Source organism: Intrasporangium sp. Soil_C_50 (assembly GCF_057656595.1).
Genome location: NZ_JBDGKB010000001.1, coordinates 45,275 through 71,986, shown reverse-complemented (window position 1 = coordinate 71,986; position 26,712 = coordinate 45,275). Strand labels below are relative to the sequence as shown.

27 protein-coding genes are annotated in these 26,712 nt (G+C 71.8%); 14 read left to right on the top strand and 13 right to left on the bottom strand.

Features of this window, described 5'->3' with window-relative positions; genetic code table 11:
• Nucleotides 1-49: 49 nt before the first annotated feature.
• The 5 genes from AC3A5R_RS00345 to AC3A5R_RS00325 are packed head-to-tail and all read right to left on the bottom strand — an operon-like array spanning nt 50 to nt 5,524.
• The gene (locus AC3A5R_RS00345) at nt 50-1,342 is read right to left on the bottom strand and encodes an FAD-dependent oxidoreductase (RefSeq protein WP_487618807.1); all 1,293 of its coding nucleotides are present in this window, start codon (nt 1,340-1,342) and stop codon (nt 50-52) included.
• Nucleotides 1,343-1,396: 54 nt separating this feature from the next.
• Complete coding sequence (locus tag AC3A5R_RS00340) at nt 1,397-2,137, bottom strand: maleylpyruvate isomerase family mycothiol-dependent enzyme (protein ID WP_487618806.1); 741 nt, start codon at nt 2,135-2,137, stop codon at nt 1,397-1,399.
• Nucleotides 2,137-2,976 (bottom strand): fumarylacetoacetate hydrolase family protein, encoded by an 840-nt coding sequence (locus AC3A5R_RS00335; RefSeq protein WP_487618805.1) that lies wholly within the window; start codon nt 2,974-2,976, stop codon nt 2,137-2,139. Before AC3A5R_RS00335 ends, AC3A5R_RS00340 begins: the two co-directional genes overlap by 1 nt.
• Nucleotides 2,973-4,136, bottom strand: a complete 1,164-nt coding sequence (locus tag AC3A5R_RS00330) for a cupin domain-containing protein (RefSeq protein ID WP_487618804.1) — start codon at nt 4,134-4,136, stop codon at nt 2,973-2,975. The genes AC3A5R_RS00335 and AC3A5R_RS00330 overlap by 4 nt, the downstream gene beginning before the upstream one ends.
• A gap of 38 nt (nt 4,137-4,174) precedes the next feature.
• Nucleotides 4,175-5,524 (bottom strand): MFS transporter, encoded by a 1,350-nt coding sequence (locus AC3A5R_RS00325; RefSeq protein ID WP_487618803.1) that lies wholly within the window; start codon nt 5,522-5,524, stop codon nt 4,175-4,177.
• Between the two features lie 99 nt (nt 5,525-5,623).
• Here AC3A5R_RS00325 and AC3A5R_RS00320 point away from each other — a divergent pair, with 99 nt between their 5' ends.
• Nucleotides 5,624-6,409, top strand: a complete 786-nt coding sequence (locus AC3A5R_RS00320) for an IclR family transcriptional regulator (protein WP_487618802.1) — start codon at nt 5,624-5,626, stop codon at nt 6,407-6,409.
• Nucleotides 6,410-6,421: 12 nt separating this feature from the next.
• On the opposite strand, the gene AC3A5R_RS00315 is transcribed toward AC3A5R_RS00320, so the two are convergent.
• The 4 genes from AC3A5R_RS00315 to map (AC3A5R_RS00300) form a co-directional block, all read right to left on the bottom strand.
• A complete protein-coding gene (locus AC3A5R_RS00315; RefSeq protein ID WP_487618801.1) occupies nt 6,422-7,003 on the bottom strand; it encodes a dihydrofolate reductase family protein in 582 nt (193 codons plus the stop codon).
• A 77-nt stretch (nt 7,004-7,080) separates the two neighbouring features.
• Nucleotides 7,081-8,559 (bottom strand): FAD-dependent monooxygenase, encoded by a 1,479-nt coding sequence (locus AC3A5R_RS00310; RefSeq protein WP_487618800.1) that lies wholly within the window; start codon nt 8,557-8,559, stop codon nt 7,081-7,083.
• A gap of 125 nt (nt 8,560-8,684) precedes the next feature.
• On the bottom strand, nt 8,685-9,449 hold the full coding sequence (locus AC3A5R_RS00305; RefSeq protein WP_487618799.1) for a class I SAM-dependent methyltransferase: 765 nt from the start codon (nt 9,447-9,449) through the stop codon (nt 8,685-8,687).
• A 110-nt stretch (nt 9,450-9,559) separates the two neighbouring features.
• Complete coding sequence (gene map, locus AC3A5R_RS00300) at nt 9,560-10,339, bottom strand: type I methionyl aminopeptidase (RefSeq protein ID WP_487618798.1); 780 nt, start codon at nt 10,337-10,339, stop codon at nt 9,560-9,562.
• Nucleotides 10,340-10,403: 64 nt separating this feature from the next.
• On the opposite strand from map (AC3A5R_RS00300), the gene AC3A5R_RS00295 reads away from it, so the two are divergent.
• The 5 genes from AC3A5R_RS00295 to AC3A5R_RS00275 all read left to right on the top strand — a co-directional run bounded on the left by AC3A5R_RS00295 (nt 10,404) and on the right by AC3A5R_RS00275 (nt 13,972).
• Nucleotides 10,404-10,694 (top strand): helix-turn-helix domain-containing protein, encoded by a 291-nt coding sequence (locus AC3A5R_RS00295; protein WP_487618797.1) that lies wholly within the window; start codon nt 10,404-10,406, stop codon nt 10,692-10,694.
• 91 nt (nt 10,695-10,785) lie between these two features.
• A complete protein-coding gene (locus tag AC3A5R_RS00290; RefSeq protein ID WP_487618796.1) occupies nt 10,786-11,142 on the top strand; it encodes a cupin domain-containing protein in 357 nt (118 codons plus the stop codon).
• A 1,078-nt stretch (nt 11,143-12,220) separates the two neighbouring features.
• Nucleotides 12,221-12,403 carry a hypothetical protein gene (locus tag AC3A5R_RS00285; protein WP_487618795.1) on the top strand — a complete coding sequence of 61 codons (183 nt, stop codon included), beginning with the start codon at nt 12,221-12,223 and terminating at the stop codon, nt 12,401-12,403.
• A 79-nt stretch (nt 12,404-12,482) separates the two neighbouring features.
• Nucleotides 12,483-12,872 (top strand): MerR family transcriptional regulator, encoded by a 390-nt coding sequence (locus tag AC3A5R_RS00280; RefSeq protein ID WP_487618794.1) that lies wholly within the window; start codon nt 12,483-12,485, stop codon nt 12,870-12,872.
• A gap of 53 nt (nt 12,873-12,925) precedes the next feature.
• The gene (locus tag AC3A5R_RS00275; RefSeq protein ID WP_487618793.1) at nt 12,926-13,972 is read left to right on the top strand and encodes an aldo/keto reductase; all 1,047 of its coding nucleotides are present in this window, start codon (nt 12,926-12,928) and stop codon (nt 13,970-13,972) included.
• A 69-nt stretch (nt 13,973-14,041) separates the two neighbouring features.
• Here the strand turns inward: AC3A5R_RS00275 and AC3A5R_RS00270 are convergent, their stop codons facing one another.
• Nucleotides 14,042-14,812 carry a DUF5995 family protein gene (locus AC3A5R_RS00270; RefSeq protein WP_487618792.1) on the bottom strand — a complete coding sequence of 257 codons (771 nt, stop codon included), beginning with the start codon at nt 14,810-14,812 and terminating at the stop codon, nt 14,042-14,044.
• A gap of 113 nt (nt 14,813-14,925) precedes the next feature.
• Between AC3A5R_RS00270 and AC3A5R_RS00265 the strand changes: the two genes are divergently transcribed.
• From AC3A5R_RS00265 to AC3A5R_RS00245, 5 genes are read left to right on the top strand one after another with little or no spacing between them, the layout of a single operon-like run.
• Nucleotides 14,926-15,537, top strand: a complete 612-nt coding sequence (locus AC3A5R_RS00265) for a hypothetical protein (RefSeq protein WP_487618791.1) — start codon at nt 14,926-14,928, stop codon at nt 15,535-15,537.
• Nucleotides 15,534-16,373 carry a hypothetical protein gene (locus AC3A5R_RS00260; protein WP_487618790.1) on the top strand — a complete coding sequence of 280 codons (840 nt, stop codon included), beginning with the start codon at nt 15,534-15,536 and terminating at the stop codon, nt 16,371-16,373. The genes AC3A5R_RS00265 and AC3A5R_RS00260 overlap by 4 nt, the downstream gene beginning before the upstream one ends.
• Before the next feature lie 9 nt (nt 16,374-16,382).
• The gene (locus tag AC3A5R_RS00255) at nt 16,383-17,036 is read left to right on the top strand and encodes an MBL fold metallo-hydrolase (protein ID WP_487618789.1); all 654 of its coding nucleotides are present in this window, start codon (nt 16,383-16,385) and stop codon (nt 17,034-17,036) included.
• A gap of 60 nt (nt 17,037-17,096) precedes the next feature.
• The gene (locus AC3A5R_RS00250; protein ID WP_487618788.1) at nt 17,097-17,909 is read left to right on the top strand and encodes an ABC transporter ATP-binding protein; all 813 of its coding nucleotides are present in this window, start codon (nt 17,097-17,099) and stop codon (nt 17,907-17,909) included.
• Nucleotides 17,885-19,459, top strand: a complete 1,575-nt coding sequence (locus AC3A5R_RS00245) for a hypothetical protein (protein WP_487618787.1) — start codon at nt 17,885-17,887, stop codon at nt 19,457-19,459. The genes AC3A5R_RS00250 and AC3A5R_RS00245 overlap by 25 nt, the downstream gene beginning before the upstream one ends.
• A 112-nt stretch (nt 19,460-19,571) precedes the next feature.
• Here the strand turns inward: AC3A5R_RS00245 and ppgK are convergent, their stop codons facing one another.
• Complete coding sequence (ppgK, locus tag AC3A5R_RS00240) at nt 19,572-20,336, bottom strand: polyphosphate--glucose phosphotransferase (protein ID WP_487618786.1); 765 nt, start codon at nt 20,334-20,336, stop codon at nt 19,572-19,574.
• Nucleotides 20,337-20,428: 92 nt separating this feature from the next.
• Complete coding sequence (map, locus tag AC3A5R_RS00235) at nt 20,429-21,307, bottom strand: type I methionyl aminopeptidase (protein ID WP_487618785.1); 879 nt, start codon at nt 21,305-21,307, stop codon at nt 20,429-20,431.
• A gap of 131 nt (nt 21,308-21,438) precedes the next feature.
• Between map (AC3A5R_RS00235) and AC3A5R_RS00230 the strand changes: the two genes are divergently transcribed.
• Nucleotides 21,439-21,666 (top strand): methionine aminopeptidase, encoded by a 228-nt coding sequence (locus AC3A5R_RS00230; protein ID WP_487618784.1) that lies wholly within the window; start codon nt 21,439-21,441, stop codon nt 21,664-21,666.
• Between the two features lie 75 nt (nt 21,667-21,741).
• Here the strand turns inward: AC3A5R_RS00230 and panB are convergent, their stop codons facing one another.
• The gene (panB, locus tag AC3A5R_RS00225; RefSeq protein ID WP_487618783.1) at nt 21,742-22,635 is read right to left on the bottom strand and encodes a 3-methyl-2-oxobutanoate hydroxymethyltransferase; all 894 of its coding nucleotides are present in this window, start codon (nt 22,633-22,635) and stop codon (nt 21,742-21,744) included.
• 265 nt (nt 22,636-22,900) lie between these two features.
• Between panB and AC3A5R_RS00220 the strand changes: the two genes are divergently transcribed.
• Together AC3A5R_RS00220 and glnA are read left to right on the top strand one after the other, a co-directional pair.
• Nucleotides 22,901-25,237, top strand: coding sequence for an immune inhibitor A domain-containing protein (locus tag AC3A5R_RS00220; protein WP_487618782.1), 2,337 nt, complete (start codon nt 22,901-22,903; stop codon nt 25,235-25,237).
• Between the two features lie 118 nt (nt 25,238-25,355).
• Complete coding sequence (glnA, locus tag AC3A5R_RS00215; RefSeq protein WP_487618781.1) at nt 25,356-26,693, top strand: type I glutamate--ammonia ligase; 1,338 nt, start codon at nt 25,356-25,358, stop codon at nt 26,691-26,693.
• Nucleotides 26,694-26,712: the final 19 nt, after the last annotated feature.

Below are 26,712 nucleotides of genomic sequence, written 5' to 3'. Positions count from 1 at the left end.
GAGGGCCTGTTCGATCGTGCCGGTCGTGCCGGTGGTGCCGGTCGGGGGCTCAGACCCCCGCGGACACGGCGGCCGGGGAGCCGAGGGGCTCGAACATCGGCGGCTCGTCCTCGGGCAGCAGCGCGGTCGAGCCGTAGAGCCAGTCCACGAAGGAGTAGTCGCGCACGTCGCGCGAGCGCATGACGTCGTTGCGCCAGAGCCGCTCCTCACCGGTCAGGTGCCAGAGCGCGCCCCAGGCGCGGGCGGTCGTGAGGACGCGCCGGCAGTGTTCCGGGCGCACCGCCTGGTAGGCGGCGAGGGCGGAGTCCCAGTCGAGCGTCTCGCCGTCGGCACCGGCGGACAGCTGCACGCCGACGTGCTCGGAGAGCACCCAGGCGTCCTCGATGGCCATGACCGCGCCCTGCGCGAGGTACTGCAGCGGCGGGTGGGCGGAGTCGCCGGTGAGGGCGACACGGCCCACGACCCACTGGTCGATGGGGTCGCGGTCGTACATCCGCCACCACTTGTCACGCCACATGAGCGGAAGGCCGGCACGCACGTTGGCGCACGTCTGGTCGAAGGCCGCGTCCAGCTCGTCGGGCGTTCCCCAGTCCTCTTCTCCCGCAAGAGCCTTCGGCGACTCGAAGACGGCGACCTGGTTGAGCATCTCGCCGCCACGCAGCGGGTACTGCACGAAGTGGCACCTCGGCCCGACGTAGACGACGACGTCGTCCAGGGCGATGTCGAGCTGCTCGACCTGTCCCATCGGCACGGCGCCGCGGTAGGCGACGTAGGCCGACGACACCGGCTGGTCGTCGGACACGAGCTTCCTCGCGACGGAGTGGAGCCCGTCGGCGGCGATGACGGCGCGCGCCGTCTCCCGTCCACCGTCGTGCACCACGGTCGCGCCGTCCGCCTCCTGCTCGTAGGCCGTCACCGCCACGTTCGTGACGAGGTCGACGCCGGCTCGCTGGCACGCGCGGAGCAGCGTCCCGTGCAGGTCGCTGCGGTGGATGACGACGTAAGGGAAGCCGTAGCGTTCCCGGGCGTCACCGAGGTCGAGCCGAGTCAGCTCGGAGCCGTCGACCGCGTCGCGCATGACGAGGTTCTCGGGCGCGACGCCGAGGGCGAACACCTCGTCGAGCAGACCCCACTGGTCGAGGATCCGGGTGCAGTTCGGGGCGATCTGCAGGCCGGCACCGACCTCGCCGAACTCGGCCGCGCGCTCGAGCACCCGCACGTGGAGTCCCTTGCGGGTCAGGGCGAGGGCGTTGGCGAGGCCGCCGATGCCGCCTCCGACGACGATGGCGTCGGCCGGCCGGACCGGCGCGGGCGCCTGGGCGGGGGTGGTGTGGGTGGTCATCTCGACTCCTTCGTCGTCTCGACGCTCGGTGTGGGTTTTCGGGTGGTTCAGGCGTCAGAGCCAGCGGGGCAGGACGGGGAGTGCGTCCCCGCCGGCACTGAGACCGGTGGCATGGCGACCGGTGACGTAGGCCGCGAGCTGGGGGAGCGGCCCACGCACCGTCACCGCGTCACCGAGCCCGACCACGGGCCAGGCGGTGCTGCGAGGCGTTCCGTCGAGGGTGTCCGTCGGGTCGGTGGAGACGAGCACGACGGCGGGACCGTCTGCGCCCCGTGAGCGCTTGGCGGCCGCGTCGTGCAGGACCTCGACGAGGAAGTCGGTCGGCAGGTCCTCGAACCCGACGCCGCCCTCGAGGTCGACGGCGTGGACCATGACCTCGCGGGTGCGCATCCACGGCACCTCGGTGGCCGGGACGGTGCGGCCCTGGGCGGTGCGCACGAGGTTCGTCCAGCTCTGACCGTCGAGCCGGCCGAGGGCCCGGTCGAGCCCTGCGGCACTGTCGGAGAACCACTCCCGCAGGCGCGCAGCCGGCAGGAGCGATCCCTTCGCGATGTCGGACTCGCGCTGCTCGGGCGAGGCGTACATCGGGTTCTCGACGCCCGTCCGCGCCCACGTCGTGAGGTTGACGAGTGCGTCCGCGTTGGCCGCGACGTGCGCGACGACGTGTGCCCGGGTCCAACCGGCCAGCGCCGTCGGCTCCACCAGAGCGGTGTCGTCGAGGCTGTCGAGGGCCCGCTGGAACAGGGCGGTTCCCGCGGTGACGAGGTCGCGGGACGAGAGCAGCGAGGACGACATCAGCCGCGCCCGTCCGCGACCACGACGTTCTCGCACCGGCCGAGGCCCTCGATCTCGGTGACGACCTTCTGGCCGGCCTGGAGGTAACGAGCGGGCTTTCGGGCGTGGCCGACCCCGCCGGGCGTGCCGGTCGCGATGACGTCGCCGGGGCGCAGGGTGATCATCGTCGACAGGTACTCGACGAGGGCCACCGGGTCGAAGAGCAGGTCGCCGGTGCTGTCCTCCTGCAACACCTCGCCGTCGACCTCGGTTCGGATCGCGAGCGTCGGGCGCACTCCGCCGGGCAGCTCGTCGGGCGTGACGAGCCACGGCCCGAGGGGCGTCGTGGACTCCCAGTTCTTGCCCTGCAGCCACTCACGCGTGCGGAACTGCCAGTCGCGCGCGGTGACGTCGTTGAGCACCGCGAAGCCGGCTATGGCCGCCTCGGCCTCCGCCGTCGACGCGCGACGCACGGTCGACCCGATGACGACGGCGAGCTCTGCCTCCCAGTCGAACTGGTCGGTCTCGTCGGGGCGCAGGATGTCGTCCTCGGCGCCGACGAGGGTGTCGGCGTACTTGCTGAAGATCGTCGGGTACTCCGGCAGGTCGCGCCCCATCTCGAGGATGTGGTTGCGGTAGTTGAGCCCGACGCAGAAGATCTTGCCCGGGTGCGGCACGACGGGAGCGTAGGCCGCCTGGCCGGCTTCCAGCGCGGGCGTGCTGGCGGCTGCGGTCTCGCGCCAGTCCGCCTGGGCAAGAAGGGCGCCGACGTCGGTGACTCCGAGGGGAACGAGGTCCGAGCCCTCCACGCGTACGGCCTGGGTGGAGCCGTCGGCGGTGCGGACGGTGGCGAGCTTCATGCGTTGTTCCCTTCGATGTGGGTGTGGGCGAGGTTGAGGCGCTCGAAGATCGGCGCGTCGGAGAACCGGAAGAGGTCGAGGGCGCCGGAGTCGGAGTCGGACGCCGAGGCCTCGGAGCGGACGGAGAGCGGCTGCCAGGACGGGACGACGAAGAGGTCGCCGCGCGTCACCGACCAGCTGAAGTCGCCGACGGTCACCGTGCCGGCGCCGTCGAACACCTGGTAGACCGACGAGCCGGTCTGGCGGACCGGCGCGGTCTCGGCGCCGGACGCGACGCGGTGGAACTCGGCGCGGATCGTCGGCAGCACGTCGCCGGCATTGGTGGGGTTGGTGAACCGGATGGCGGCGTGTCCGTGCTCGACGGTCCCGGCGAAGCCCTCGGCCTCGAGCTCGAGCTGGTCGGTGAGGGCACGGTCGGTGTCCTCCCAGCGGTAGCAGAGCAGGGGCGACCCGGGAGCCTCGCCGAGCTGCGACACCGGTGCGATGCCCGGGTGGCCCCACAGGCGCTGCGAACGGGAGCGCTCGGGCGTGATGCGCTCGACGTCGGAGATGCGGTCGCGGCCGAACTCGAAGAACTGCGCCTCGACCTCGTACTGGAATGGGATGTCCAGTCCGTCGATCCAGGCCATCGGCCGGTCGGCCGCGTTGTGGTGGGCGTGCAGGTTCCAGCCCGCCTGCGGCAGGAAGTCGCCGCGGCGCATCGGCACCGGGTCACGTCCGACGACCGTCCAGACGCCCTCTCCCTCGACGACGAAGCGGAAGGCGTTCTGGGTGTGCCGGTGCTCGGGGGCGTCCTCTCCGGGCAGGAGGTACTGGATCGCGGCCCAGAGCGTCGGCGTGGCGTAGGGCTTGCCGCCGAGCGACGGGTTGGCCAGCGCGATCGCGCGCCGCTCACCACCGCGGCCGACGGGCACGAGGTCGCCGGCACGTCCGGCGAGCTCGAGCAACGTCGCCCACTCCCAGCGGTGTGGCTGCGCCTTCGAGCGGGGGTGCGGCGGCATGAGGTCGCCGATCTCGGTCCAGAGCGGCACGAGCAGCTCCTTCTCGAAGCCCCGGTAGAGGTCCTCGAGGTCGGGCGTGACGGTCGGCTGGTCGGGGGCGCTCACGGCGGCGAGGCTCACGGGGGAGGCAGCGGCGTCGGGGTCGGTCGTGGGGGGCATGGCAGTTCCTTTCAGCGGTCTCAACGGGCTCAGTCGGCTCAGTGGACGAGCTCGGCCGGAGCCGGCGCCGAGGCCTGACGGGCGGCGGGTCGGGTGGCGACGAGCGTGACGAGGAGCAGGACGGCGGCCGCGCCGGCGGCGATCGCGAAGGCGAGGAAGTTGCTGCCGACGCCGAGGTTCGCGGCGAGCAGCCAGCCACCGACCTGGGGTGCCAGGACGGCGCCGAGCCGTCCGACGCCGAGGGCGAAGCCGAGCGACGTGCCGCGCAGGGAGGCCGGGTAGTGGTTCGCGACCGCGGCGATGATGAGGCACTGGGTGCCGTGGGTGCCGACCCCGGCGAGGATGAGCGCGCCGTAGACCGGCGCCAGGTCGCTCGGGTAGGTCAGCAGGAAGGCGAGGCCGAGGGCGGCGGCCGCGGCCGCCCAGACGGCGCTGCGGAGCGGTCCGAACCGCACGCCGGCCCACGCCGTGACGACCGAGCCGAGCACGGCGCCGAGGTTGAGGGCGAGCAGGAAGTGCAGCGGCTGACCCATCTCGAACCGCGGGTCGGAGGCCATGAGCTTGGGCAGCCAGGTGCCGAGCCCGTACCAGGCGAAGAGGGTGGCCACGGTGGCGAGGGCGAACAGCACGGTCGGGCGCCGCCAGTCACCGGTCAGGATCGCGCGGAAACCGGCGCGGTGGTGCGGATCGGCGTGCTCGGACGGGTCGTGGACGAGCCCGTGGCGTGTCTCGACGGCGACGGCCTCCTGCACCCGGCCGCGGGCCCGTAGCCAGGTCGGCGACTCGGGCAGGAAGACGAAGCAGAGGGGGAGCAGGACGACGACAGCCAGCACGGCCACGGCGTACATCGCCCGCCAGCCGTGCTCCGGCAGCAGCCAGAGGCCGACGAGGGCGGCGGCCGAGCCGCCGATCGGGACGCCCGACATCATGACGGTCGAGACGGCGGACCGGTGCCGCCGCGAGACGAACTCGGCCGTGAGCGCGTTGGCCGACGGGACGAGACCACCGAGGCCGAGCCCGGCGACGAAACGGAACGCGCCGAAGGCCGCGGGGCCGGACGCGACGGCACACAGGGCCGTGAACACCGAGAACCACAGGGTGCACCACAGGATCGTGCGGCGGCGGCCGAGCCGGTCGGCGAGGTAGCCCGCGCCAAGGGCCCCGACGAGCATGCCGGCGAAGGCGAGGCTGCCGATGAGTCCGGCGGAGGCCGGCGTCAGGCCCCAGCCCTTCTCCTTGAGCAGCGGCGGGATCGTCGTGCCGTAGACGATGAGGTCATAGCCGTCGAAGACGACGATGAGCCAGCAGAGCAGGGTGACCAGCCAGGCGGGACGGCGCGAGAGGCGCTCGGCGCGGGCCGGTGGGTGGGTTCGGGGCGTCGTTGCCATGCCGACCATGGTGGGATCGTTCGACATGGCAGAACGAGACAATTCTTCATGGCAGAATCAGAGAGGTCCCACGTCACCACGTCGAGCGAGGTTCACGACATGAGCACCGGCCTGAAGACGAAGCCGCAGTACGCGCTCCGCAGCGTCGACCACGCCCTGCAGCTCGCCGTGATCCTGCAGGTCGAGGGTCCGCAGACCGTCTCCGACGTCGCAGACCGGCTCGGCGTCGCGCGCTCGACGGCCCACCGCCTGCTGACGATGCTCGTCTACCGCGACTTCGCCCGGCAGGGGCCCGACCGCCGGTACCACGCGGGCCCGGTGATCTCCCTCGAGGCGGACTCGCGCAGCCACACCGCGCTCCTGCGGGCCGTCGCCCTCCCACACCTGCAGGTGCTCGTCGGCCGCGTCGACGAGTCGGCCAACCTCATGGTGCTGGCTGGGGACCACGCCCGGTTCGTCGCTTCGGTCGAGAGCTCCCAGTCGCTGCGCGTGGGCAACCGCGAGGGCATGGTCTTCCCGGCCCACCTCGCCTCCGGGGGCAAGACGATGCTCGCGGACCTGCCGCCCGAGGAGCTCGCCGAGCTGTACGGCGACGCCCGGTGGGACGGGCGCGAGGGTGAGCGGCCCGACCTCGCCGCCGTCGAGAAGGACCTCGCCGGCGTCCGCCGCCGTGGCTTCGCCATCAACAAGGACCGCACCGAGACCGGCGTCACCGCCATCGGGCGCGGCGTCCGCGTCGGCACCCGGACTGACGCCGCCGTCACGGTCTCGATGCCGACGGTCCGGTTCCGCGAGGACCGTCTCGTCGACCTAGTCAGCGCACTGGCCCTCGCGGCGCGCGACATCGAACGCGACATGGAGCAGGCCCTGCGCGCCGATGGGTGAGCCGCCGGCGGCTCAGCCCGCGGGCGGGGCGGGCCGGTAGACGAGCCAGAGCGCGCCGCTCGAGGTCGGCGTCGCGCTCTGGAGCGAGAGCCGCTGCAGGGCGGGCAGCCCGTCGAAGAGGCGTCGGCCCTCCGGGTCGAGGACGGGGGCGACGGCCAGGTGCAGCTCGTCGACGAGGCCCTCGGCGAGGAGGGACCGCGCGAGCTCGATGCTGCCGTGCACCCCGATGTCGCCGCCGTCCGTCGCCTTGAGCCCGCGCACGACGTCGGCGAGGGGACCGGTCAGCGCCTCGGCCTCGCCCCACTGCGTCGTGAGCGGCGTCGAGGTGACGACGTACTTCCTGACGCCGTTGATGAAGTCGGCGAAGGGCTGCTCGTCGGACGTCGGCCAGTAGCGAGACCACTCGTCGTACATGTGGCGACCGAGTAGCACGGCGTCCTGCCGGCCGATGAGCCGCGCCTCGAGCTCGATGAGGTCGTCGTCGAAGGTCGGTGGGTGCGGGGTCTCGGGGTCGACGTCGGGAGGGAAGGCGCGGGTCGGGTCGTCGACGGCGCCGTCGAGCGAGGTGATCGTGTAGAGGACGATCCTGCGCATGGGTGCTCCTGCTTCGCTGGTGATGTGGACAGTGTCAACCAGTGAACCAGCCGGCGCCGACACGGCGGTGGAACCTCCTACGACGGGCCCGGGCCCGCTCCGAACCAGGTGTCCACGGCCTCGTCGAGGCCGGCCGTCGTCCCCTCGCCGACCCAGGCGACGTGCCCGTCGGGCCGCACGAGCACGCCGGTCGGGGCGGGGACTGGCCCGAGCGCGGGCAGCACCCACTCCTGCTCGCAGCGGGCGCGCACGTGCCGGACGCGTCCCTCCCACCCGCCGGCGTCGCCGTGCACGGCCCCGGGCTCGCCGAGGTCGAGCAGCACGGGCCGGGCGTCGTGCAGCAGCTCGAAGACCCGGCACGGCCCGTCGGACGTCACGAGGTCGAGGTCGGGCACGCGGCGGCCGAGCAGCGGGTGCCCGTCCCCGAGGTCGAGCGCCACGTCGAGCCCGGTCAGCAGGGCGGCCAGGCGCTCCCGGGGCCCGGCGTCGGTCAGCAGCTCGGTGAAGGTGTCGCGGATGGCGTCCGTGCGTGCGTCGCCCCGTTGGAGGAAGGCCTGGGTCATGACGTTCTTGAGGACGCGCGCCGTGGCCGGGTGCCGCTCCGCCTCGTAGATGTCGAGCAACGACGCGGGGGAGTGGCCGCGGACCACCCGGGCCAGCTTCCAGCCGAGGTTGACGGCGTCCTGGACGCCGAGCCCGATGCCTTGGCCACCGGTCGGTGGGTGCGTGTGTGCGGCGTCGCCCGCGATCAGGACGCGCCCGCTCCGGTAGGAGGACGCCTGTCTCGCGGCGTCGGTGAACCGTGAGATCCACGACGCGTCGTGCACCCCGAAGTCGGTGCCGTACACGAGCGTCAGCGCCGCGCTGAGGTCCGAGAGCGTGGGCTCGGTCGCCGGGCCGACGGCCGCCTCGGTCACGACGATCCCGACGGTGCCGCCGCCGACCGGGTTGATGCCGTGGATGCCGATGGCGTCCTGGCGCAGCCCGGTGGGCGCCTCGTCGGTGAGTGCTGCCTCGGCGATGAGGTGGCTGCGGGTGGCCTCGGCGCCGACGAGCTCGATGCCGATGGCTCGTCGGACCGTGCTTCGTCCGCCGTCCGAGCCGACGACGTACCCCGCGCGGAGCGGGTCGCCTTGTGCGAGAACGACGTCGACGCCGGTGTCGTCCTTCTCGATGCCGACGACCTCGGCGTCGTGGCGGATGTGCACACCGAGCTCCTCGACCCACCCGCGCAGGACGTCCTCGACGCCGGTCTGGGACAGCGCGAGGGTGTACGGGTGCCGAGTCGGCAGGGCTGTCACGTCGAGCGGCGTGCCCGCGAAGCTCAGGGTCTGCGCGGTCCGGCCGGCAGAAAGGAAGCGGCCGGCGATGCCGCGCTGGTCGAAGATCTCGAGGGTGCGCGAGTGGAACCCCCGCGCCCGCGTCCCGGCCAGCTCAGGCGTCGGGCGCCGTTCCAGGAGAACGACGTCCACCCCTGCCAGGGCCAGCTCGCCGGCCAGTACCAGGCCCGTCGGCCCGGCGCCGACGACCACCACCTCGTGCTCTGCACTGCTCATGACATCCCCCGTCCGCTCGACACGAAGGAGCAGTCTGGCCCACGGCAGGGGCCTTGCCGCAAGCCCCTACCGCCGCGGTAGCGTGGAGAGGGATGGGGGTGGCCGCAGTCGGCGCTCGACAGCGGTCAGGCCGAGGCAAGGACGTACGCGGCAGTGCTGGGCAGCCGCAGAGTGCCGTCCGGCGCGAGTTGTCCTGCGGCCTTGCGGAACCCGCACTCGGCGGCCGCCTGTACGTCGGGCGTCTGCGCCAGGTACGTCTGTCCGGCGCCGGCCACGCCGCCGGCGATCCCGGCCCACAGCGCGTCGACGCCGATCTCCCAGTCCCACGTCAGCTCGGTGTTCCGCACGAGGTCCAGGCCGGCCGACGTCGCCAGCGCGCCCAGTCCCGCGACCGAGCGTTCGAAGTCGAGCTCGGGGGACAGCCGCGTGCCGGCCTGCTGCACGACCTCCGCGGCGCGGAAGGCCTCGCCCACCAGGGTGGCCCACCCGGGCAGCCGTGTCGTCCAGATCGTGGCGGCGACCCGGCCGCCGGGCCGGGTGACGCGGGCGAGCTCGCGTACTGCCGCGCGCGGGTCGGGGACGTGGTTGACGACGAAGTTCGCGGTGACGGTGTCGAACGAGTCGTCGGCGAACGGCAGGCAGGGCAGGGACGCCTCGAGGACCGTGCCGGGTACGACGGCTGCCGACAGCGCGACCATCTGCGGGTCGGCGTCGACGGCGACGACCGCCCGCCCCAGCGCGGCGGCGCGCGCCGCGAGGTGTCCGGTGCCCGAGCCGACGTCAAGATGGCGGGCGCCCGTGGTGTCGGACAGCAGGGCCTCGACGGTGCCGGCGCACAGCGTCGCGAAGGATGTGCGGTACGCCTCGGCCACGCCGTCCCAGGTGCTCACGGCGCCCATCCAACCGCACGCGTTGTCGGGTAGGTCGCCGAGGTCGCCGGCACCGTGTCGGGCCGGAGTCCCAACAGCTCGTCGCGCGCCACCAGGTGACCGGCGGCGGGTCAGGAGGCCGGCGTCGGCAGCGTGAGCACCTCGACGCCGTCGTCGGTCACGGCGATCGTGTGCTCGCTGTGCGCCGTGCGGCACCCGGTGGCGCTGCGCAGCGTCCAGCCGTCGGCGTCCGTGACGAGCGCGTCGGTGTCGGCCATGACCCACGGCTCGATGGCCAGCAGCAGGCCCGGGCGCAGCCGGTAGCCGCGCCCCGGGCGTCCGGTGTTGGCCACGTGCGGGTCCTGGTGCATCGTCGATCCGACGCCGTGACCTCCGAACTGGGTGTTGACGCGGTAGCCCGCCTTTGTGAGAACCGACCCGATCGCGTGGGAGACGTCGCCGAGGTGGACCCCCGGGCCGGCGGTGTCGATGGCGGCGGCCAGCGCCCGCTCGGTGGCCTCGATGAGGGCGAGGCTCCCCGGCGGGCGTGCCCCGCCGACGACGAAGCTGATGGCGGAGTCGGCGACGAGCCCGTCGGTGGACACGGCGAGGTCGAGGGAGAGCAGGTCGCCGTCGGCGAGCACGTAGTCGTGCGGACGCCCGTGCAGGACGGCGTCGTTGACCGACGTGCAGATGTGGTGGCCGAACGGCCCGCGTCCGAACGAGGGCGCGTAGTCGACGTAGCAGGACTCGCCACCGGCGGCCGTGATCATCTCCCGGGTCCACCGGTCGATCTCGAGGAGGTTGGTGCCGACCTCGGTCCGGCTCCGCAGGGTGCGAAGGGTGTCGGCGACGAACGACCCTGCGGCCCTGGCTCGCGGCAGCTGGCTGGGGGTCAGGATCTCGATCATGGGCGCCCTCCCGTGGCTCCAATAACTATCCCGGCAATGTTATCCCGGTATTAGTATCGGGACCATGGTCAGGTTGCCACTCACCCCCGCGGAGGTCGAGCGCGGACGTCGTCTCGGAGCGCTGCTGCGCCGGGCGCGGGGCCAGCGTTCGATGCTCGACACCGCGCTGGCCGCCCGGGTGTCGCCGGAGACCCTCCGCAAGATCGAGTCGGGCCGCGTCGCCACCCCGGCCTTTCCCACCATCGCGGCGATCGCCGACGTCCTCGACCTCTCGCTAGACGCGGTGTGGGCCGAGATCGCCGGGCCCGCGCGTGGCGCTCCGGACCCGTCGAACCGACGGTCCAGCGTCGCGTAAGCCGGCCGAGACTCGTCTGCGAAGCGTCGGTAGCGCCTGACGCGAGCGTCCAGCCGCGTCAGGATGGTCGGACGACGGAGAGGAGCGCTCGATGGGCGAGGCGGAGCAGGGACCCGAGACCAGGGGTGTGGAGGTGGAGCTGCTCGCGAGCGTCGACCTGGGACCCGAGATCGAGGGCCTCGAGGGGCGGTCGCTGAGGATGCGGAAGGTGACCATCGAGCCCGGTGGCGTCCTCGGCCCGGTCCACGACCACCGGGACCGGCCCGGCACGGTCTTCGTGATCCAGGGGGTCATCACCGACCACCGCGACGGCGTCGACACCGAGTACGGCCCCGGCCCGGGATGGCCCGAGGACCACGGCACGCTGCACTGGCTCGAGAACCGCGGTTCGACTGCGGCGGTGGAGATCTCGGTCGACATCGTCAGGGAGTCACCCTCGCCCGGCTGACGGCGGCCCCGCCGACGTGCGCGAGAGCGGCCCGGCTGCGGAGCGCGACGGCAGGTCGTTCTCCGGGCCGAAGCACTGGCACACCTACGAGCTCGTGGCGCGCGCGCCGGGGCACCGGGACCGCTGACGTCGGGACGGCTCGATGCGCGTCGCGGTGCTCACGCCCCCGCCGATGACCGGCCCGCACCCGACGACACGACGCCCGCCCGTCGGGCATCCTGTTCGGGACGGACAGGGGCGTCGGGTGCACAGACGGACGATTGAGGGCGGGCGCCGCACCGACGGTGCTGCCGAGCTGCGTGCCGACTTGCGTGCCGCACCCGCTGCACCTGTTCGATCCCTCGCACACCATGAACGCCGTCGACCAGCAGTCCCTCGCGCGAGGGATCGACCTGCGCTTCATCACGAGCGAGCGCAGTCGCCACGCCAACCCCCTCACATCACCTCCGAGACCCCGTACGTGCGATTCGGCCCGGCCGGGTCGCAGTTCATCCTCATCGACGGCGCGACGGCCGTGGTCGGGGGGTCCCCAGAGCGATGCCGGCTACGCGACGGCCCGGCTGGCATGACGGAGCCCCGGTCCATCGGGGTCGGACCGGGGCTCCGCACGGCGTCCGCGGCACGTGAACGTGGAGGGGTGGCGGACGCTGGGTCGGTGCGACCGTTCGGTCAGGGGTTGTCGAACGGGCGCTCCGACGCCTCCATCGTCTCGCAGTCCGCGGGCGTTACACGAAATTCGATCCTTGTGAAAAAACTTTGAAAACCGTGTCATGAATCCGTCAGCGCGTCGTCTACCTCAATGACGGGGCCAGGCCGGTTCGTGGAGGGGCGGGCCCGGCCTCGTCGGTGGAGGCTCACCAGCAGGACGGACCCAGTCCGTGACCGAGGTGGCGTCCACGTCGTTGTAACTGACATCGGGCGCGAGCCCGAGCTGGCGCGAGTGGTTCCGGGCCGGTGAGCGTCAGGGGGAACCTCACGGGTCCGCGGCCACCGCAGGAGTGTGGAAGGAGCGGGTCAGCGTGTCGATCATCAGGGGCACCCGGGCCACCCGGTTCAGCCGGTTCGCCGAGGCGAGGCCATGACGGAGGACAACGTCTGTGCGCACCGGCGGCTGGACCAGCACTCGTGCTGGGCATGGCCCGATGCCGAGGAGCGTCGGTTGCACGCCCTGAGCGAGGCGTCGGCCGTCGGAGGACGCGCCCGGGTGCGGCGGCTGCGCCGGGCGAGGCTCGCCTGCCGCAAGGCCCCCCGCGGGGCCTGAGGGCCCACGCGGCCCGTGTCGGGCCGATCGACCGAGGACCCCTTGACCTCGAGCGCACTCCAAGGGCGACGATGGAGCGGTGACCGCCATCGACACCGGAATGACCATCGCCGAGGCCGCCGAGCGCACCGGCCTGACCACCCACACGCTGCGCTACTACGAGCGCGACGGGCTCATGGTCCACGGTGTCAGCCGCTCGAGCGCCGGCCATCGGGTCTACACCGAGCTCGACCTCGGCTGGATCAAGATGCTGACGTGCCTGCGTGCCACGGGCATGCCGATCCGCGAGATCAAGGCCTACGCCCAGCTGTGCCGGGCCGGGGAGAGCAACGAGATCGAGCGGCTCGAGCTGCTGCAGGCCCACCGCGCCCGCGTGCTGGCGCAGCTCGCCGAGGTCACCGACCACCTCGGCGCCATCGACAACAAGATCGGCATGTACCGCGCTCGTGTCGAGGGCGACCGTGCCTGAAGGCAGCGGATCGCCTTGACCTCGAGCGCGCTCGAAGGTCTTGACTCGTCGACATGACCGCGAACACCCCCGAGACGAACCCTTCCGAGACGAGCACCCTCCAGGCCCTACCGGCACGCACGCTCGGCAGCGGTGCCGCCGCGCTCACCGTGTCGGCCCTCGGCCTCGGCTGCATGGGCATGTCGGAGTTCTACGGCACCGGCGACGAGCAGGAGGGCATCGCGACGATCCACCGCGCGCTCGACCTCGGTGTCACGTTCCTCGACACCGCCGACATGTACGGCCCGTTCACGAACGAGCGGCTCGTCGGCGCCGCCGTCGCCGGCCGGCGCGACGAGGTGCAGCTCGCGACGAAGTTCGGCAACGAGCGCGCCGAGGACGGCACGCGACTGGGCATCAACGGGCGACCGGAGTACGTGCACCGCGCGGCCGACGCCTCGCTCCAGCGGCTCGGCGTCGACCACATCGACCTCTACTACCAGCACCGCGTCGACAAGGACGTGCCGATCGAGGAGACGGTCGGGGCGATGGCCGAGCTCGTCGCGGCCGGCAAGGTGCGCCACCTCGGCCTGTCCGAGGCCTCGCCCGACACGATCCGCCGCGCCCACGCCGTGCACCCCATCACGGCGCTGCAGACCGAGTACTCGCTCTTCACCCGTGACGTCGAGGACGAGATCCGGCCTCTGCTGCGCGAGCTCGGGATCGGCCTGGTGCCCTACTCGCCCCTGGGCCGCGGCATCCTCACCGGCGCCATCTCGGCCGAGGCCGACCTCGAGTCCGGCGACTCGCGGCGCACCGCGTACTTCCCGCGGTTCCAGGGCGAGGCCCTCGCGGCCAACCTGACGCTCGTCGACCGGGTCCGCAAGCTCGCTGCGGCCAAGGACGTCACGCCGGGGCAGCTGGCCCTGGCGTGGGTCCTCGCGCAGGGCGAGGACGTCGTGCCGATCCCGGGCACCAAGCGGGTGCGTTACCTCGAGGAGAACGTCGGCGCCGCGGCGGTGTCGCTGACGCCGGGCGACCTCGCGGCGCTCGAGGCCGCCGTCCCGCGCGACGCCGTCGTCGGGGCCCGCTACGGCGACATGTCCTCGATCGACGCCTGACGCGTCGTCTGCCGCATCGTCGGATGCGTCATCGGACGCGTCGCGACCGCGTGGCGCGGCCGCCGCCGCTCACGCGACGGGCGGCAGCGTGACGCCGAACCCGGCGACGGCGAGGCGCAGCAGCACCTGGCCGGGGGCGAGCAGGTCGGCGACGCGCGCCGCGCTCAGCACCTCGAGCTCCGCGAGCCGCGTCGCGTACGCCTCGGCGCCGGCGAGGCGCGCGTGCTGGAGCTCGGCCGTGTTGTGCCAGACCTTCTGGCGTGCCTCGCGCAGGAACCGACGCGACGCGCCCCGGTTGGCGGGCACGAGAACGCGGTCGAGCAGCGTCCGTCCTGACGTCGACGCCAGCTCGGCGTCCTCGGCGGCGACCCGGCCGGCGAGCACGGCGTCGATGCGTTCGTGGTCCCGGCGGCGCCGGGCCAGCAGGTAGGGGTCCTCGAAATCGGCGTCGTCGATGACGGCGAGCAGCGCCTGCGGGAGGTCGTAGTTGACGTGGGCGTTGATGCCAGCGAGGACGTTGCGCAGCGCGGGCAGGCCTTCGGGCACGTCGAACGCAAGACGCCAGGGACGGGACACGGTCCCAGCGCCCGTCAGGTCGGCGTCGAGCGCCTCGAGGTAGAGGCCGGCGAAGACGACGTCCCAGCGCTCCACCCAGTCCGGGTCCTCGAAGCGCGCGTCCTCGACGGCGCGACCCACCGCGAGCGTCGTGCGCCGGTAGGTGGCGAGGAAGTCGCGCTGCGCCGAGCGCCCTGCGCCGCTGGGCGATTCGAGCCGTTCGAGCCGTTCGTCCATCGTCGCCACGACGTCGGCGACGGTGCGTCCGTCCACGGGTCCGCTCATGTCCAGAACTTCCTCACGGGGCGACTCCTCGTCCCTATTCTGGGGGGACGAGCGCACGGCGTCAGCGGGTTCCGCGCACGCGCCGCCGGGCGTCCCTCGTGCGAGGAGGCCTCATGCGTCACGCGTCCGGCCGTGGGCCGCGCTCGTTCGACCCGGTCGCCGTCGGGCACCATGAGACCGACGCCTGGACCGCGTACTACCTCCACGAGTGGCCGGCCTTCCTGCGCGGGGCGTACGGCATGGTCGCCTCGGGCTTCGGCCTCGGTCGCATCGACACCGCCCGGGCCGCGTGGTGCGTCCTGCGGGCCAACCAGCTGTGGTCGCCCGTCCCGGACAACGACGCCGAGGGTGCGCGCGAGCAGATGCGCCGCTTCTACGCGCTCGTCGCCGACCGAGGCGACCTGCCGATCGACCCCGTCCGGGCCAGCGCGCTCGAGGTCGAGTGGTGGCGCGTCCACCGGGCGCACCAGTACCACGAGGACGTGACGCTCGACGAGCTCGTGGCGGCGCTCGTCGACCTCTACGCCTACGTCTACGGGGCGGACCGGGAACGTGTCGAGCCTGCGGCGCGGCACCGGGTCGAGGCGATGGGCCTGTCGGACCGGTGGGTCACCGGCGGGTGCGACCGGTCCGACCCGATCCTCGCAGCCGAGCGGCGCGCGCTCGTGGCGAGCCACAGCGCGCTGCTCGACGCGGTCTCACGCGTCGGCGGTGGGGAGCCGTGACGGCGGTGCCGACGCGCGCGCAGCCGGTGCGCGACGACCGGGTGCTCGGATCGACGCGGGTGCTCGCGTGGGGGATCACGCCGTTCCTCGCCGTCGCGGTCGTGCTGCTCTACGGCTTCCCGGCCGACACCCGCCGGCTCTTCGCATGGCCGATCTCGCCACCACTGACGGCGATGGTGCTCGCCTCGGCCTACCTCGGCGGTGTCTGGTTCTTCGTGCGCACGGCCCGCGCGCACCGTTGGGCTCTGGCGTCGGCGGGACTGCCGGCCGTCACGGTGTTCGCGGCGCTGCTCGGCGTGGCGACGATCGTGCACTGGGACCGCTTCACCCACGGGCACCCGGCGTTCTGGGTCTGGGCCGCGCTCTACTTCGTCGCGCCGCCGGTCGTCGCCGTCGTGTGGGTCGTCAACATGCGCGTCGCCGCACCGCCCCGCGACGACGAGCGACGCGTCGGGCGGGTGGCATCGGGCGTCATCGAGTTCGGGGGAGCGGCGTCCCTGCTGCTCGGCATGCTCCTCTGGGCCTTTCCGGGCGCCCTGTCACGGGTGTGGCCGTGGACGCTGACCCCGTTGACGGCCCGTGTCGTCGGTGCGGTCTTCTGCCTCGGCTGCGCCGGGCTCGTGGCCTTCCGCGACCCGCGGTGGGTGCGCCTGCATCTGCTCGTCGAGGCCGAGACCGTCATGGTCGCGGCGATGCTCGTCGCGATGCTGCGCGACCGCGAAGCGCTGCACCCGGACAGACCGCTGACCTGGCTGCTCCTCGGCGGCATGGTGCTCGCCCTCGCCGGCTCGGCGCGCCTGCTGTACTCCATGTCCCGGCCGGAGGTGCTGGGTTAGGTTGAGGCCATGCGCGTGACTCACCTCGGACATGCCTGCCTCCTCGTCGAGACGGCCGACCGGCGGATCCTCATCGACCCCGGTTCGTTCTCGCGGGGCTTCGAGCAGCTGACCGCTCTCGACGCGATCCTCGTGACACACAACCACGCCGACCACTTCGATCCCGAACGCGTCGCGGCGCTCGTGCGGGCCAACTCGTCGGCGCCGGTGCACACCGACCCGCTGACCGCCCAGAAGCTGCGCGAGGAGGGGCTCGACGCCGTGCCGACGCGTCAGGGGGAGCCGTTCGAGGTCGGTGACGTCACGGTCACGCCGGTCGGCGAGCTGCACGCCTTCAACCACGAGGCCATGCCGCGCATCCCCAACGTCGGCCTCGTGCTGCGGGCCGACGGCGAGCCCTCGCTCTTCCACCCCGGCGACGCCTACGACGCCGAACCCGGACCGGTCGACGTGCTCGCGCACCCGCTCAACGCCCCGTGGGCAGCGAGCCGCGACTCGATCGCGTTCGTCGGCCGCATCGCCCCGAAGGTCTTCATCCCGATCCACGACGCCCTCCTGTCCGACGTCGGCCGCGACATGTACGCCACGCACGTGCGCAACCTCGCCGGCGTCGAGGGCCTCGACTACATCGACCTGCGCGACGACGAGTCCGCCACCTTCTGAGCCGTGCAACTGCTGAGCCACTGACCTCCTGACCACCCGACCGCACTCCGGGGGGAGAGCATGAGCGAGTCACCACCGCCGGACCTGCCTGCGCCGCAAGGGGTCCCGGACGACGGGCCGGCCATCGCCGTGCGCGGTCTGGGCAAGCGCTTCGGTGACCTCATGGCCGTGCGCGGCATCGACCTCGACGTCCCGCGCGGGTCGTTCTTCGGTCTCGTCGGGCCCAACGGCGCCGGCAAGACCACGACCCTGTCGATGGTCACCGGCCTGCTGCGCCCCGACGCCGGACGCGCGTTCGTCCTGGGCCACGACGTATGGGCCGACCCCACCGCGGCCAAGCGGCTGCTCGGTGTCCTTCCCGACGGGCTGCGGACGTTCGACCGCCTCACCGGGCTCCAGCTCATCACGTACGCAGGGCTGCTGCGCGGCATGCCCCGCGAGCTCGCGGCCGAGCGTGCCACCGAGCTCGTCGACGCGCTCGGCCTCACCGGTGCGCAGGGCACCCTGGTCGTCGACTACTCCGCCGGCATGACGAAGAAGGTCACGCTCGCGGCGGCGCTCGTCCACGCGCCGCGCGTCCTCGTGCTCGACGAGCCCTTCGAGGCCGTCGACCCCCTGTCGGCCGCTACGATCCGGCGCATCCTGGCGGACTACGTCGATGCCGGCGGCACCGTGGTCCTCTCCAGCCACGTCATGGATCTCGTCGAACGCATCTGCAGCCACGTCGCCGTCATCGCCGAGGGGTCGGTCCTCACCGCCGGCGAGCTCGACGCGGTGCGCGACGGCCGCTCGCTCGAGGAGCGCTTCGTCGACCTCGTCGGGGGCTCGACCGAGGTGGTGGGGCTGTCGTGGTTGCGCACCTCGTCCGACTGAAGCTCGCACTGCTGGCGAATGTCTTCCGCCGCAGCCGGGCCCAGACCATCGGCGCGGTCGTCGGCGTGGCGTACTTCTCCGTGCTCGTGCTGGGCCTGACGCTCATCGTCGCGACGCTGCGCACCTCGCTCGAGGTGGCCACCGTCGCGCTGCCGCTGGCCGGTGCGCTGGGCATCGTCCTCTGGACGGTCGTGCCGCTCTTCTCCTTCGGGTCCGACCCGACCCTCGACCCGAGCCGGTTCGCGCTCTACGCGGTCCCGCCGCGGGCGCTGGCGGTGGGCCTCATCACGGCCGCGCTCGTCGGGCTGCCGGCCGTGGCCAGTGCGGTGCTCGGCCTCGGCGTGGTCGTCGCGTGGTCGCAGACGTCCGCCTCGACGCTCGTGGCCGTCGTGGGCACCAGCGTCGGCATCCTCACGGCGATCACCCTCTCGCGGTGGGTGTCCGCGCTGGCCGCGGTCGCGACGTCGAGCCGCCGGGGCCGTGACACGCTCGTCGTCGTGGGGCTCGTCGTCCTCGTCCTCGTCGGCCCGCTGGTCTGGGTCGCGGCCAACGCCCACGACCTCCAGCGGCTCGCCGTGGCCGTGTCGAAGGTCGTCGCGTGGACGCCGCTCGGCTGGGCGTGGGCGGCGCCGGGCGACGTCGCTGCCGGCCGACCCCTCGTCGGGGCCGTGCGGCTCGTGCTTGCCCTCGGCTTCCTGCTCGTCGTCGGTGTGCTCTGGTCGCGCGCGGTGACCCGGCAGGTCGAGAACCCGCGGGCCGTCCCGCGTGGGGGCTCCGGCACGAGCGCCCCCGGCGACCTCGGCCTGCTGGCCCGGGTGCCGGACCACCCGGCGGGAGCCGTCGCCGGGCGCGTGCTCACGTACTGGCGACGCGACCCGCGCTACCAGATCAGCCTGCTCATGACGCCGCTCTTCCCGCTGGCGCTGCTCATCCCCTGGGCGAGCGCCGACATCGACTGGCCGCCCCTGCTCATGGGCCCGCTGCTCGCCTTCCTCCTCGGCTGGAGCGAGCACAACGCCATCGCGTACGAGTCGCAGGCGTTCTCGCTGCACGTCGCCGCCGGGATCCGGGGCCTCGACGACCGGCTCGGACGCGTCGTGCCGGGTCTGCTGCTGGCCGGCGTCCTCGTGCCGGTGTACGTCCTCGTCGGCGTCTGGCTCGGTGGTCGGTGGGACCTGCTGCCCCTCGCGCTCGGCGTCTCGGCCGGGGTGCTCGGAGCCGGGATCGCGGTGTCGAGCGTCATGAACATCGTGCTGCCGTACCCGGTGGCCGAGCCGGGGGAGAGTCCGTTCAGTGCGCCGCCGGGCGCCGCGGGCATCACGATCCTGGCCCAGACCCTCGCGAGCGCCGCCACCTTCGTGCTGTCCGCGCCGCTGCTGCTGCTCGCGTGGTTCGCCTACGCGACGCAGGCGGCGCCGTGGCTCGTGTGGGTCACCGGAGTGGTCGGCGTGGCACTGGGGCCCGTCCTCGCCGGCGTGGGGCTCAGGTACGGGGCGCGCATCTTCGACCGGCGGGCGCCGGACCTGCTAGCCGACCTCCTGCGCGTCTGAGCAAGGCGCGCCCGGGCACACGGCCACGGGATGGGTTGCGGCACAGAAGAACCCGCGCTCCCCGTCGATGAACGCGGAGCGCGGGCACTGGTCGGTGCCGGCGCCGGGCGGGTCAGGCCTTGGCGAGGTCGACGGCCAGGCGCGCCGCGCCGATGATGCCGGCCTGGTTGCGCAGCTGCGCCGGCACGATGGGGCACCGCAGCTTGAGGCGCGGCAGGAAGTCGTCGCTGTCCTTGGAGATGCCGCCACCGACGACGATGAGATCGGGGGAGAAGAGCTTCTCGATGACGTCGTAGTAGCGCTGGAGCCGCTCGACGTACTCGTCCCAGGAGAGCCCCTCGACGTCCTTGACCGACGACGCGGCCCGGTCCTCGGCGTCGAAGCCGTCGATCTCGAGGTGGCCGAGCTCGGAGTTGGGCACGAGGCGGCCGTCGTGGATGAGGGCCGAGCCGATGCCGGTGCCGAGCGTCGTCAGGATGACGAGCCCCTGCACGCCCTTGGCGGCGCCGTAGTACATCTCGGCGAGGCCGGCGGCGTCGGCGTCGTTGAGGACGGTCACGGCCCGGCCGGTGTGCTCCTGGATGAGCGCCTCTGCGTCGGTGTCGATCCACGTCGGGTCGATGTTGGCGGCCGACAGGACCCGGCCGCGGATGACGACGGCGGGCACGGTCACGCCGATGGGGGAGTCGCCCGTGACGTCGGCGAAGTGGTCGACGATCTGGTCGACGACCTCGGCGACGGCGTCGGGCGTCGCGGGCTTGGGGGTGAGGATCTTGTGCCGCTTGCCGGCGAGGTCGCCCGCCTTGAGGTCGACCGGCGCGCCCTTGATGCCGCTGCCGCCGATGTCGATACCGAGGGGCTTGCCCTTCTTGCCCATGTCCCTGCTTCCTTGTCGAGGACGTGTCGTGGTGCTGGACCGGTCGGCCTCCAGCCGGCCTTGGTGCGAGCGTGTGGCGAGCGTGTGCGAGGTTACGCGGTCGCGCCGGTGGCGAGCGTGAGGATCTCGTTGCCGTCGTCGGTGATGACGATGGTGTGCTCGAACTGCGCCGAGCGCTTGCCGTCGCGGGTCACGACGGTCCAGGAGTCGTCCCACATGCGCCATTCGTGCGTGCCGAGGTTGAGCATCGGCTCGACGGTGAAGGTCATGCCGGGTTCGATGACGGTGGCGTAGTTGGGCGCGGCGTCGTAGTGCGGGACGATGAGCCCCGAGTGGAACTCCAGCCCGATGCCGTGGCCGGTGAAGTCGCGCACGACGCCGTAGCCGAAGCGCTTGGCGTAGCTCTCGATGACGCGTCCGATGACGTTGATCTCGCGGCCGGGCCGGGCGGCGCGGATGCCACGCATCATCGCCTCGTGGGTTCGCTCGACGAGCAGTCTCGACTCCTCGTCGACATCGCCGACGAGGTAGGTGGCGTCGGTGTCGCCGTGCACGCCGCCGACGTAGGCCGTGACGTCGATGTTGACGATGTCGCCGTCCTCGAGCGGGCGAGCGTCGGGGATGCCGTGGCAGATGACCTCGTTGACGCTCGTGCACACCGACTTCGGGAACCCCTTGTAGCCGAGCGGCGAGGGGTAGGCGCCGTGGTCGAGCAGGTACTCGTGGGCGACGGCGTCGAGCTCGTCGGTGGTGACACCGGGGGCGATGCGCTGGGCCGCGGCCGCCATGGCGTCCGCGGCGACCCGGCCTGCGAGCCGCATCCGCTCGATGGTCTCGGCGTCCTTGACGGCGACGTCGCCGTCCTCCCGGGGGTTCGGGACGTCGACGTAGTGCGGGCGTTCGATCGAGGCCGGCACCGGGCGTCGCGGACTGAGCGGGTGTGGTGACACCCCGGGCTGGAGCAACGGCATACGGTGGAGTCTAGGTCGTCGCAGGTGGGCAGCCACGAGGGCTGCCCACGAGACGGACCCCGGCTGAGGACGCCTGCCGGCCGCGCGCGGTCGCGGGCGCAGGTGGTCCCGTGGAGAGAAGGAGTGCGTCAGTGAGCTTCTGGTACAACGTCGACACCGGTCAGGTCGAGACCGACGAGAACCGCAGCCGCGGTGAGCAGGTGCTGGGCCCGTACGCCACCGAGGACGAGGCCCGCCGGGCTCTCGACACCGCGCACGCGAAGACCGACAAGTGGGACTCCGAGGACCGAGCCTGGAACGAGAAGGGCACCTCGGGCACGTCGGGGACCTCGTGGGACGACGAGGAGGTCGAGGACTGACGCGCCCCCGCATCGGTCCTGACAGTGCCCGGCACCACACGGTGCCGGGCACTGTCACGTGACGTCGCGGGACCGTCAGGACTCGAAGGAGTGCTCGGGGCCGGGGAAGGTGCCGGCTTCGACGTCGTCGGCGTAGGCGCGTGCGGCGTCGAGGAGGGTGCCCCGGAGGTCGGCGTACTTCTTGACGAACCGGGGAGCGCGGCCCGCGCGCAGGCCGGCGAAGTCGCTCCAGACGAGCACCTGCGCGTCGGTGCCGGGGCCGGCGCCGATGCCGATGGTCGGGATGGCGAGCACCTCGGTGACGCGCTCGGCCACCGGCGCCGGGACCATCTCGAGGACGACGGCGAACGCGCCGGCGTCCTGCAGGGCCCGGGCCTCGTCGACGAGGGCATCGGCGGCGTCACCGCGGCCCTGGACCCGGTAGCCGCCGAGCTGGTGCTCGCTCTGCGGGGTGAACCCGAGGTGCGCCATGACCGGGATGCCGGCGTCGGTCAGCGTCTTGACGAGGGGCACCATCGCGGTGCCGCCCTCGAGCTTGACCGCGTGCGCCAGGCCTTCCTTCATGAGGCGGACCGCGCTGGCGAACCCCTGCTCGACCGAGCCGCCGTAGGAGCCGAAGGGCATGTCGGCGACGACGAGGGCGCGTCGGGCGGCGGTCGCGACGGCGCGCACGAGCGGCACCATCTCCTCGAGGGTGACCGGCACGGTCGTCTCGTAGCCGTACACGTTGTTGCCCGCGGAGTCGCCGACGAGGAGAACCGGGATGCCGGCCTCGTCGAAGATCTGTGCCGCGTACATGTCGTACGCGGTGAGCATCGCCCAGCGCCGGCCCTCGGCCTTCATGGCGTGCAGGTGGGGGATGCGCACCTTCCGCGATGTGGGGGCCGTGGCCGCCGCGCTCGCGGGGGGCTGCTCGCCCCGGCTGCCGGCGCCGTAGGGACTCTGCTCCTCGGGGGCGTCTGTGCTCATCGGGGGAGCATATCGGTGGCGTCACCGCCGGTCCTGGGGCGGCGAGCTGCAACGCGTGGGGCTGGTGTGACCTGTATCCGATCTCGTCCCGGAATCCAAGAGCAGAGCGGCTGTCCTTTACGAAGATTTTACGTTTCAGGTGCCGAAATACCTTGTGTCACAACTTTTTTCGAAACCTCTGTGACCCAGAGCCAAATTGTCTGTGATCTGTGCTCTTATACGCGAGGCGCCCGATTTGCGGCGCCTGTGACCAGGAGGACAGATCGTGAACAAGCGCCATTGGAGTGCTGTTTCGGGGTTGGCCGTGGGGGCGCTCGTCGTCACCGGTCTCACGGCCCCGGTGCAGGCTCAGGCAACCCCCGTTGCCAAGGCCCCGGTCAGCGGAGACCCCGCAGCGGCCCAGGCCTCCCGCCCGGACAACCTGCCCAACCCCCTTGCCGATGCGCAGACCGCCGAGCGCAAGGACGCCGTCGCCAAGCTCCTCAAGGGCGAGGCCACGACCAAGACCATCAACGGCAACCGTGTCATCGAGGTCAAGGGCAAGGGCAACGACGCCAACGGCAAGCCGAAGAAGTCCAAGTACGTCAACTACCCGGTGAACCGCGAGGAGGACATCTTCACGATCCTCACCGACTTCGGGAACAAGACCTACACCGGCCAGTCCACCGCGCCGGGTCCGGTCCACAACCAGATCGCCGCGCCGGACCGCAACTGGGACGGCAGCTCGACCGACGACAACTCCACGTACTGGATCCCGGACTTCAACCGCCAGCACTACATGGACATGATGTTCGGCGACGGTGAGTCCTTCAAGGACTTCTACCAGAAGCAGTCCAACGGTCGGTTCCTCGCCAAGGGCGACGTCTCCGACTGGGTGACCGTGCCCTACAACGAGGCGCGTTACGGCTCCAACACGGTGCCGCAGTCCAATGGCTACTGGAACTACATCAACGACACCGCGCAGGCTTGGTTCAACGCCGAGAAGGCGAAGGGCAAGACGACCGCCGAGATCCGCGCCTACCTGCAGCAGTTCGACAAGGTCGACCGCTACGACTCCCAGGGTGACGGCGTCTACAACCGCCCCGACGGCTACATCGACCACTTCCAGGCGATCCACGCCGGCGAGGGCGAGGAGGCCGGTGGCGGCGCCCAGGGCACCGATGCGATCTGGTCGCACCGCTGGTACGTCAACTCGACCGGTGCCGGCAAGGTCGGCCCGGAGGGCAACAAGCTCGGCGGCATCCAGATCGGTGACACCGGCATCTGGATCGGCGACTACACCACCGAGCCCGAGAACGGCGGCCTCGGCGTCTTCGCGCACGAGTTCGGCCACGACCTCGGCCTGCCCGACCTCTACGACACGGCCGGTGGCGACAACAGCACCGCGTTCTGGACCCTCATGAGCGGCGGCTCGTGGCTCAACCACGGCACCGACTCCATCGGCACGACGCCCGGCTACATGGGTGCGTGGGAGAAGCTCCAGCTCGGCTGGCTCGACTACAAGACCGTGCCATTCGGTGAGAACACGTCGGTCAAGCTGAGCCAGGCCGACCTCGCGACGAAGACCGGCTCCGTCCAGGCCATCGTCGTCCCGCTCCCCGAGCGCACGGTCAAGTCCGACCGCAACACCCCTCACTCCGGCAAGGCCGAGTGGTGGAGCGGTTTCGGTGACAACCTCAACTCGACGCTGTCACGCCCGGTCGACCTGACCGGTGCCAAGACTTCGGCGTCCATCAGCGCCTTCGTGCAGGGCAACCTCGAGAAGGGCTACGACTACCTCTACGGCGACGTGTCGACCGACAACGGCAGCACGTGGGTTCCGGTCGGGGCTCCGATCGACGGTAAGTTCGCCTGGGCGCAGAAGACGTGGGACCTCTCGGCCTACAAGGGCCAGAACATCCAGTTCCGCTTCCGGGTCGCCACCGACGGTGGCGTCTCCAGCGAGGCCTTCGTCGACGACGTCGCCGTCACGACGGACGGTGTCACCGGCGCGGTGGACGACGTCGAGGCCGGCGCCGGTGCGTGGACCGCCAAGGGTGGGTTCTCCATCATCGACGGCACCACGAGCAAGCAGGTGCAGGACTTCTACTTCGCTGAGAACCGCACCTACAGCGGCTACGACAAGACGCTGCAGACGGGCCCGTACAACTTCGGCTGGGGCACCACCAAGCCCGACTGGGTGGAGCGCTTCCCGTACCAGAACGGCATGCTCGTGACGTACGCCAACGGCGAGTACGGCGACAACAACACCTCTGCCCACCCGGGTGGCGGCGAGATCCTTCCGGTCGACGCGCGTCCGGCGCCGATCATGCTGAACAACGCCAACGGCACGCAGACGATGCTCGGCAACCGTCGCCAGCCGTTCGACGCCACGTTCGGCCAGGAGGCCACCGACGCGGTGAGCTTCCACCGCAACGGAGTCGAGACCACGGTCCCGTCGCAGCCGGCGATCCCGACGTTCGACGACTCCGACCCGAACCGCTACTGGTCGGCCGCGAACCCGTGGGCGTCCACCAAGGTGGCCGGCTCGGGCACGACGATGACGGTCACGCACACGCGTGACGGTGGCAACGAGCTGCAGGTCATGGTCAAGTTCAAGTGACCCTCGTGTCCTGACGCGCGGGCCCCCGGGGATGTTCCCCGGGGGCCCGTTCGCGTGCCGCGTCTTGCGGTGCGAGTGTCTTCACATCGGCGTAACACCCATGGGGCAGGATCGACACATGAACCGTCAGGAAGAGTTCGTGCTGCGCACGATCGAAGAGCGTGACATCCGGTTCGTCCGGCTCTGGTTCACCGACGTCCTCGGCACCCTCAAGTCCGTGGCCGTCGCGCCGGCCGAGCTCGAGGGCGCCTTCGCCGAGGGCATCGGCTTCGACGGCTCGGCCATCGAGGGCCTGACGCGTGTCTATGAGGCGGACATGCTCGCCAAGCCCGACCCCTCGACCTTCCAGATCCTGCCGTGGCGCGGCGACCCGCCCGGCACGGCGCGCATGTTCTGCGACCTCCAGCTGCCCGACGGCTCGCCGAGCAACGCCGACCCGCGGCACGTGCTCCAGCGTGCCCTGACCCGGGCCGCCGACCTCGGTTTCACCTTCTACACCCACCCCGAGATCGAGTTCTTCCTCCTAGAGCAGGGTCGCGACGGCCAGGGCCGGCCGGTCCCCGTCGACGACGCGGGTTACTTCGACCACGTGCCCCACGGCACGGGCCACGACTTCCGTCGCGCCGCGATCACGATGCTCGAGAACATGGGCATCTCGGTCGAGTTCAGCCACCACGAGGGCGCGCCCGGGCAGAACGAGATCGACCTGCGCTACGCCGACGCCCTGAGCACGGCCGACAACATCATGACGTTCCGGACGGTCGTCAAGGAGGTCGCGTTGACGCAGGGCATCTACGCGACGTTCATGCCCAAGCCGTTCGCCCAGCACCCGGGCTCGGGCATGCACACCCACCTCTCGCTCTTCGAGGGCGACTCCAACGCGTTCTACGAGGCGGGAGCCCCGTACCAGCTGAGCAAGGTCGGGCGTCAGTTCATCGCCGGCCTCATCACCCACGGTGCCGAGATCGCTGCGGTCACCAACCAGTGGGTCAACTCCTACAAGCGTCTCTGGGGCGGGGGCGAGGCGCCGGCGCACCTCACGTGGGGCCACAACAACCGCTCGGCGATGGTCCGGGTGCCGATGCACAAGCCGAACAAGGGTCAGTCGACGCGCGTCGAGGTGCGCTCGCTCGATGCCGCCTGCAACCCCTACCTCGCCTTCGCCGTCCTGCTCGGGGCCGGCCTCAAGGGCATAGAGGAGGGCTACGACCTGCCGCCCGAGACCGAGGACGACGTGTGGAGCCTCACCGACGCCGAGCGTCGGGCCATGGGCATCAAGCCGCTGCCGGCCTCGCTCGGCCGGGCGCTCGAGGTCATGGAGAGCAGCGACCTCGTCGCCGAGATCCTCGGTGAGCACGTGTTCGACTTCTTCCTGCGCAACAAGCGCCAGGAGTGGCTCGACTACCGGCACGAGATCAGCCAGTTCGAGCTCGACCGCTACCTGCCCCGCCTCTGACGCGACCCGAAGCGAGCTG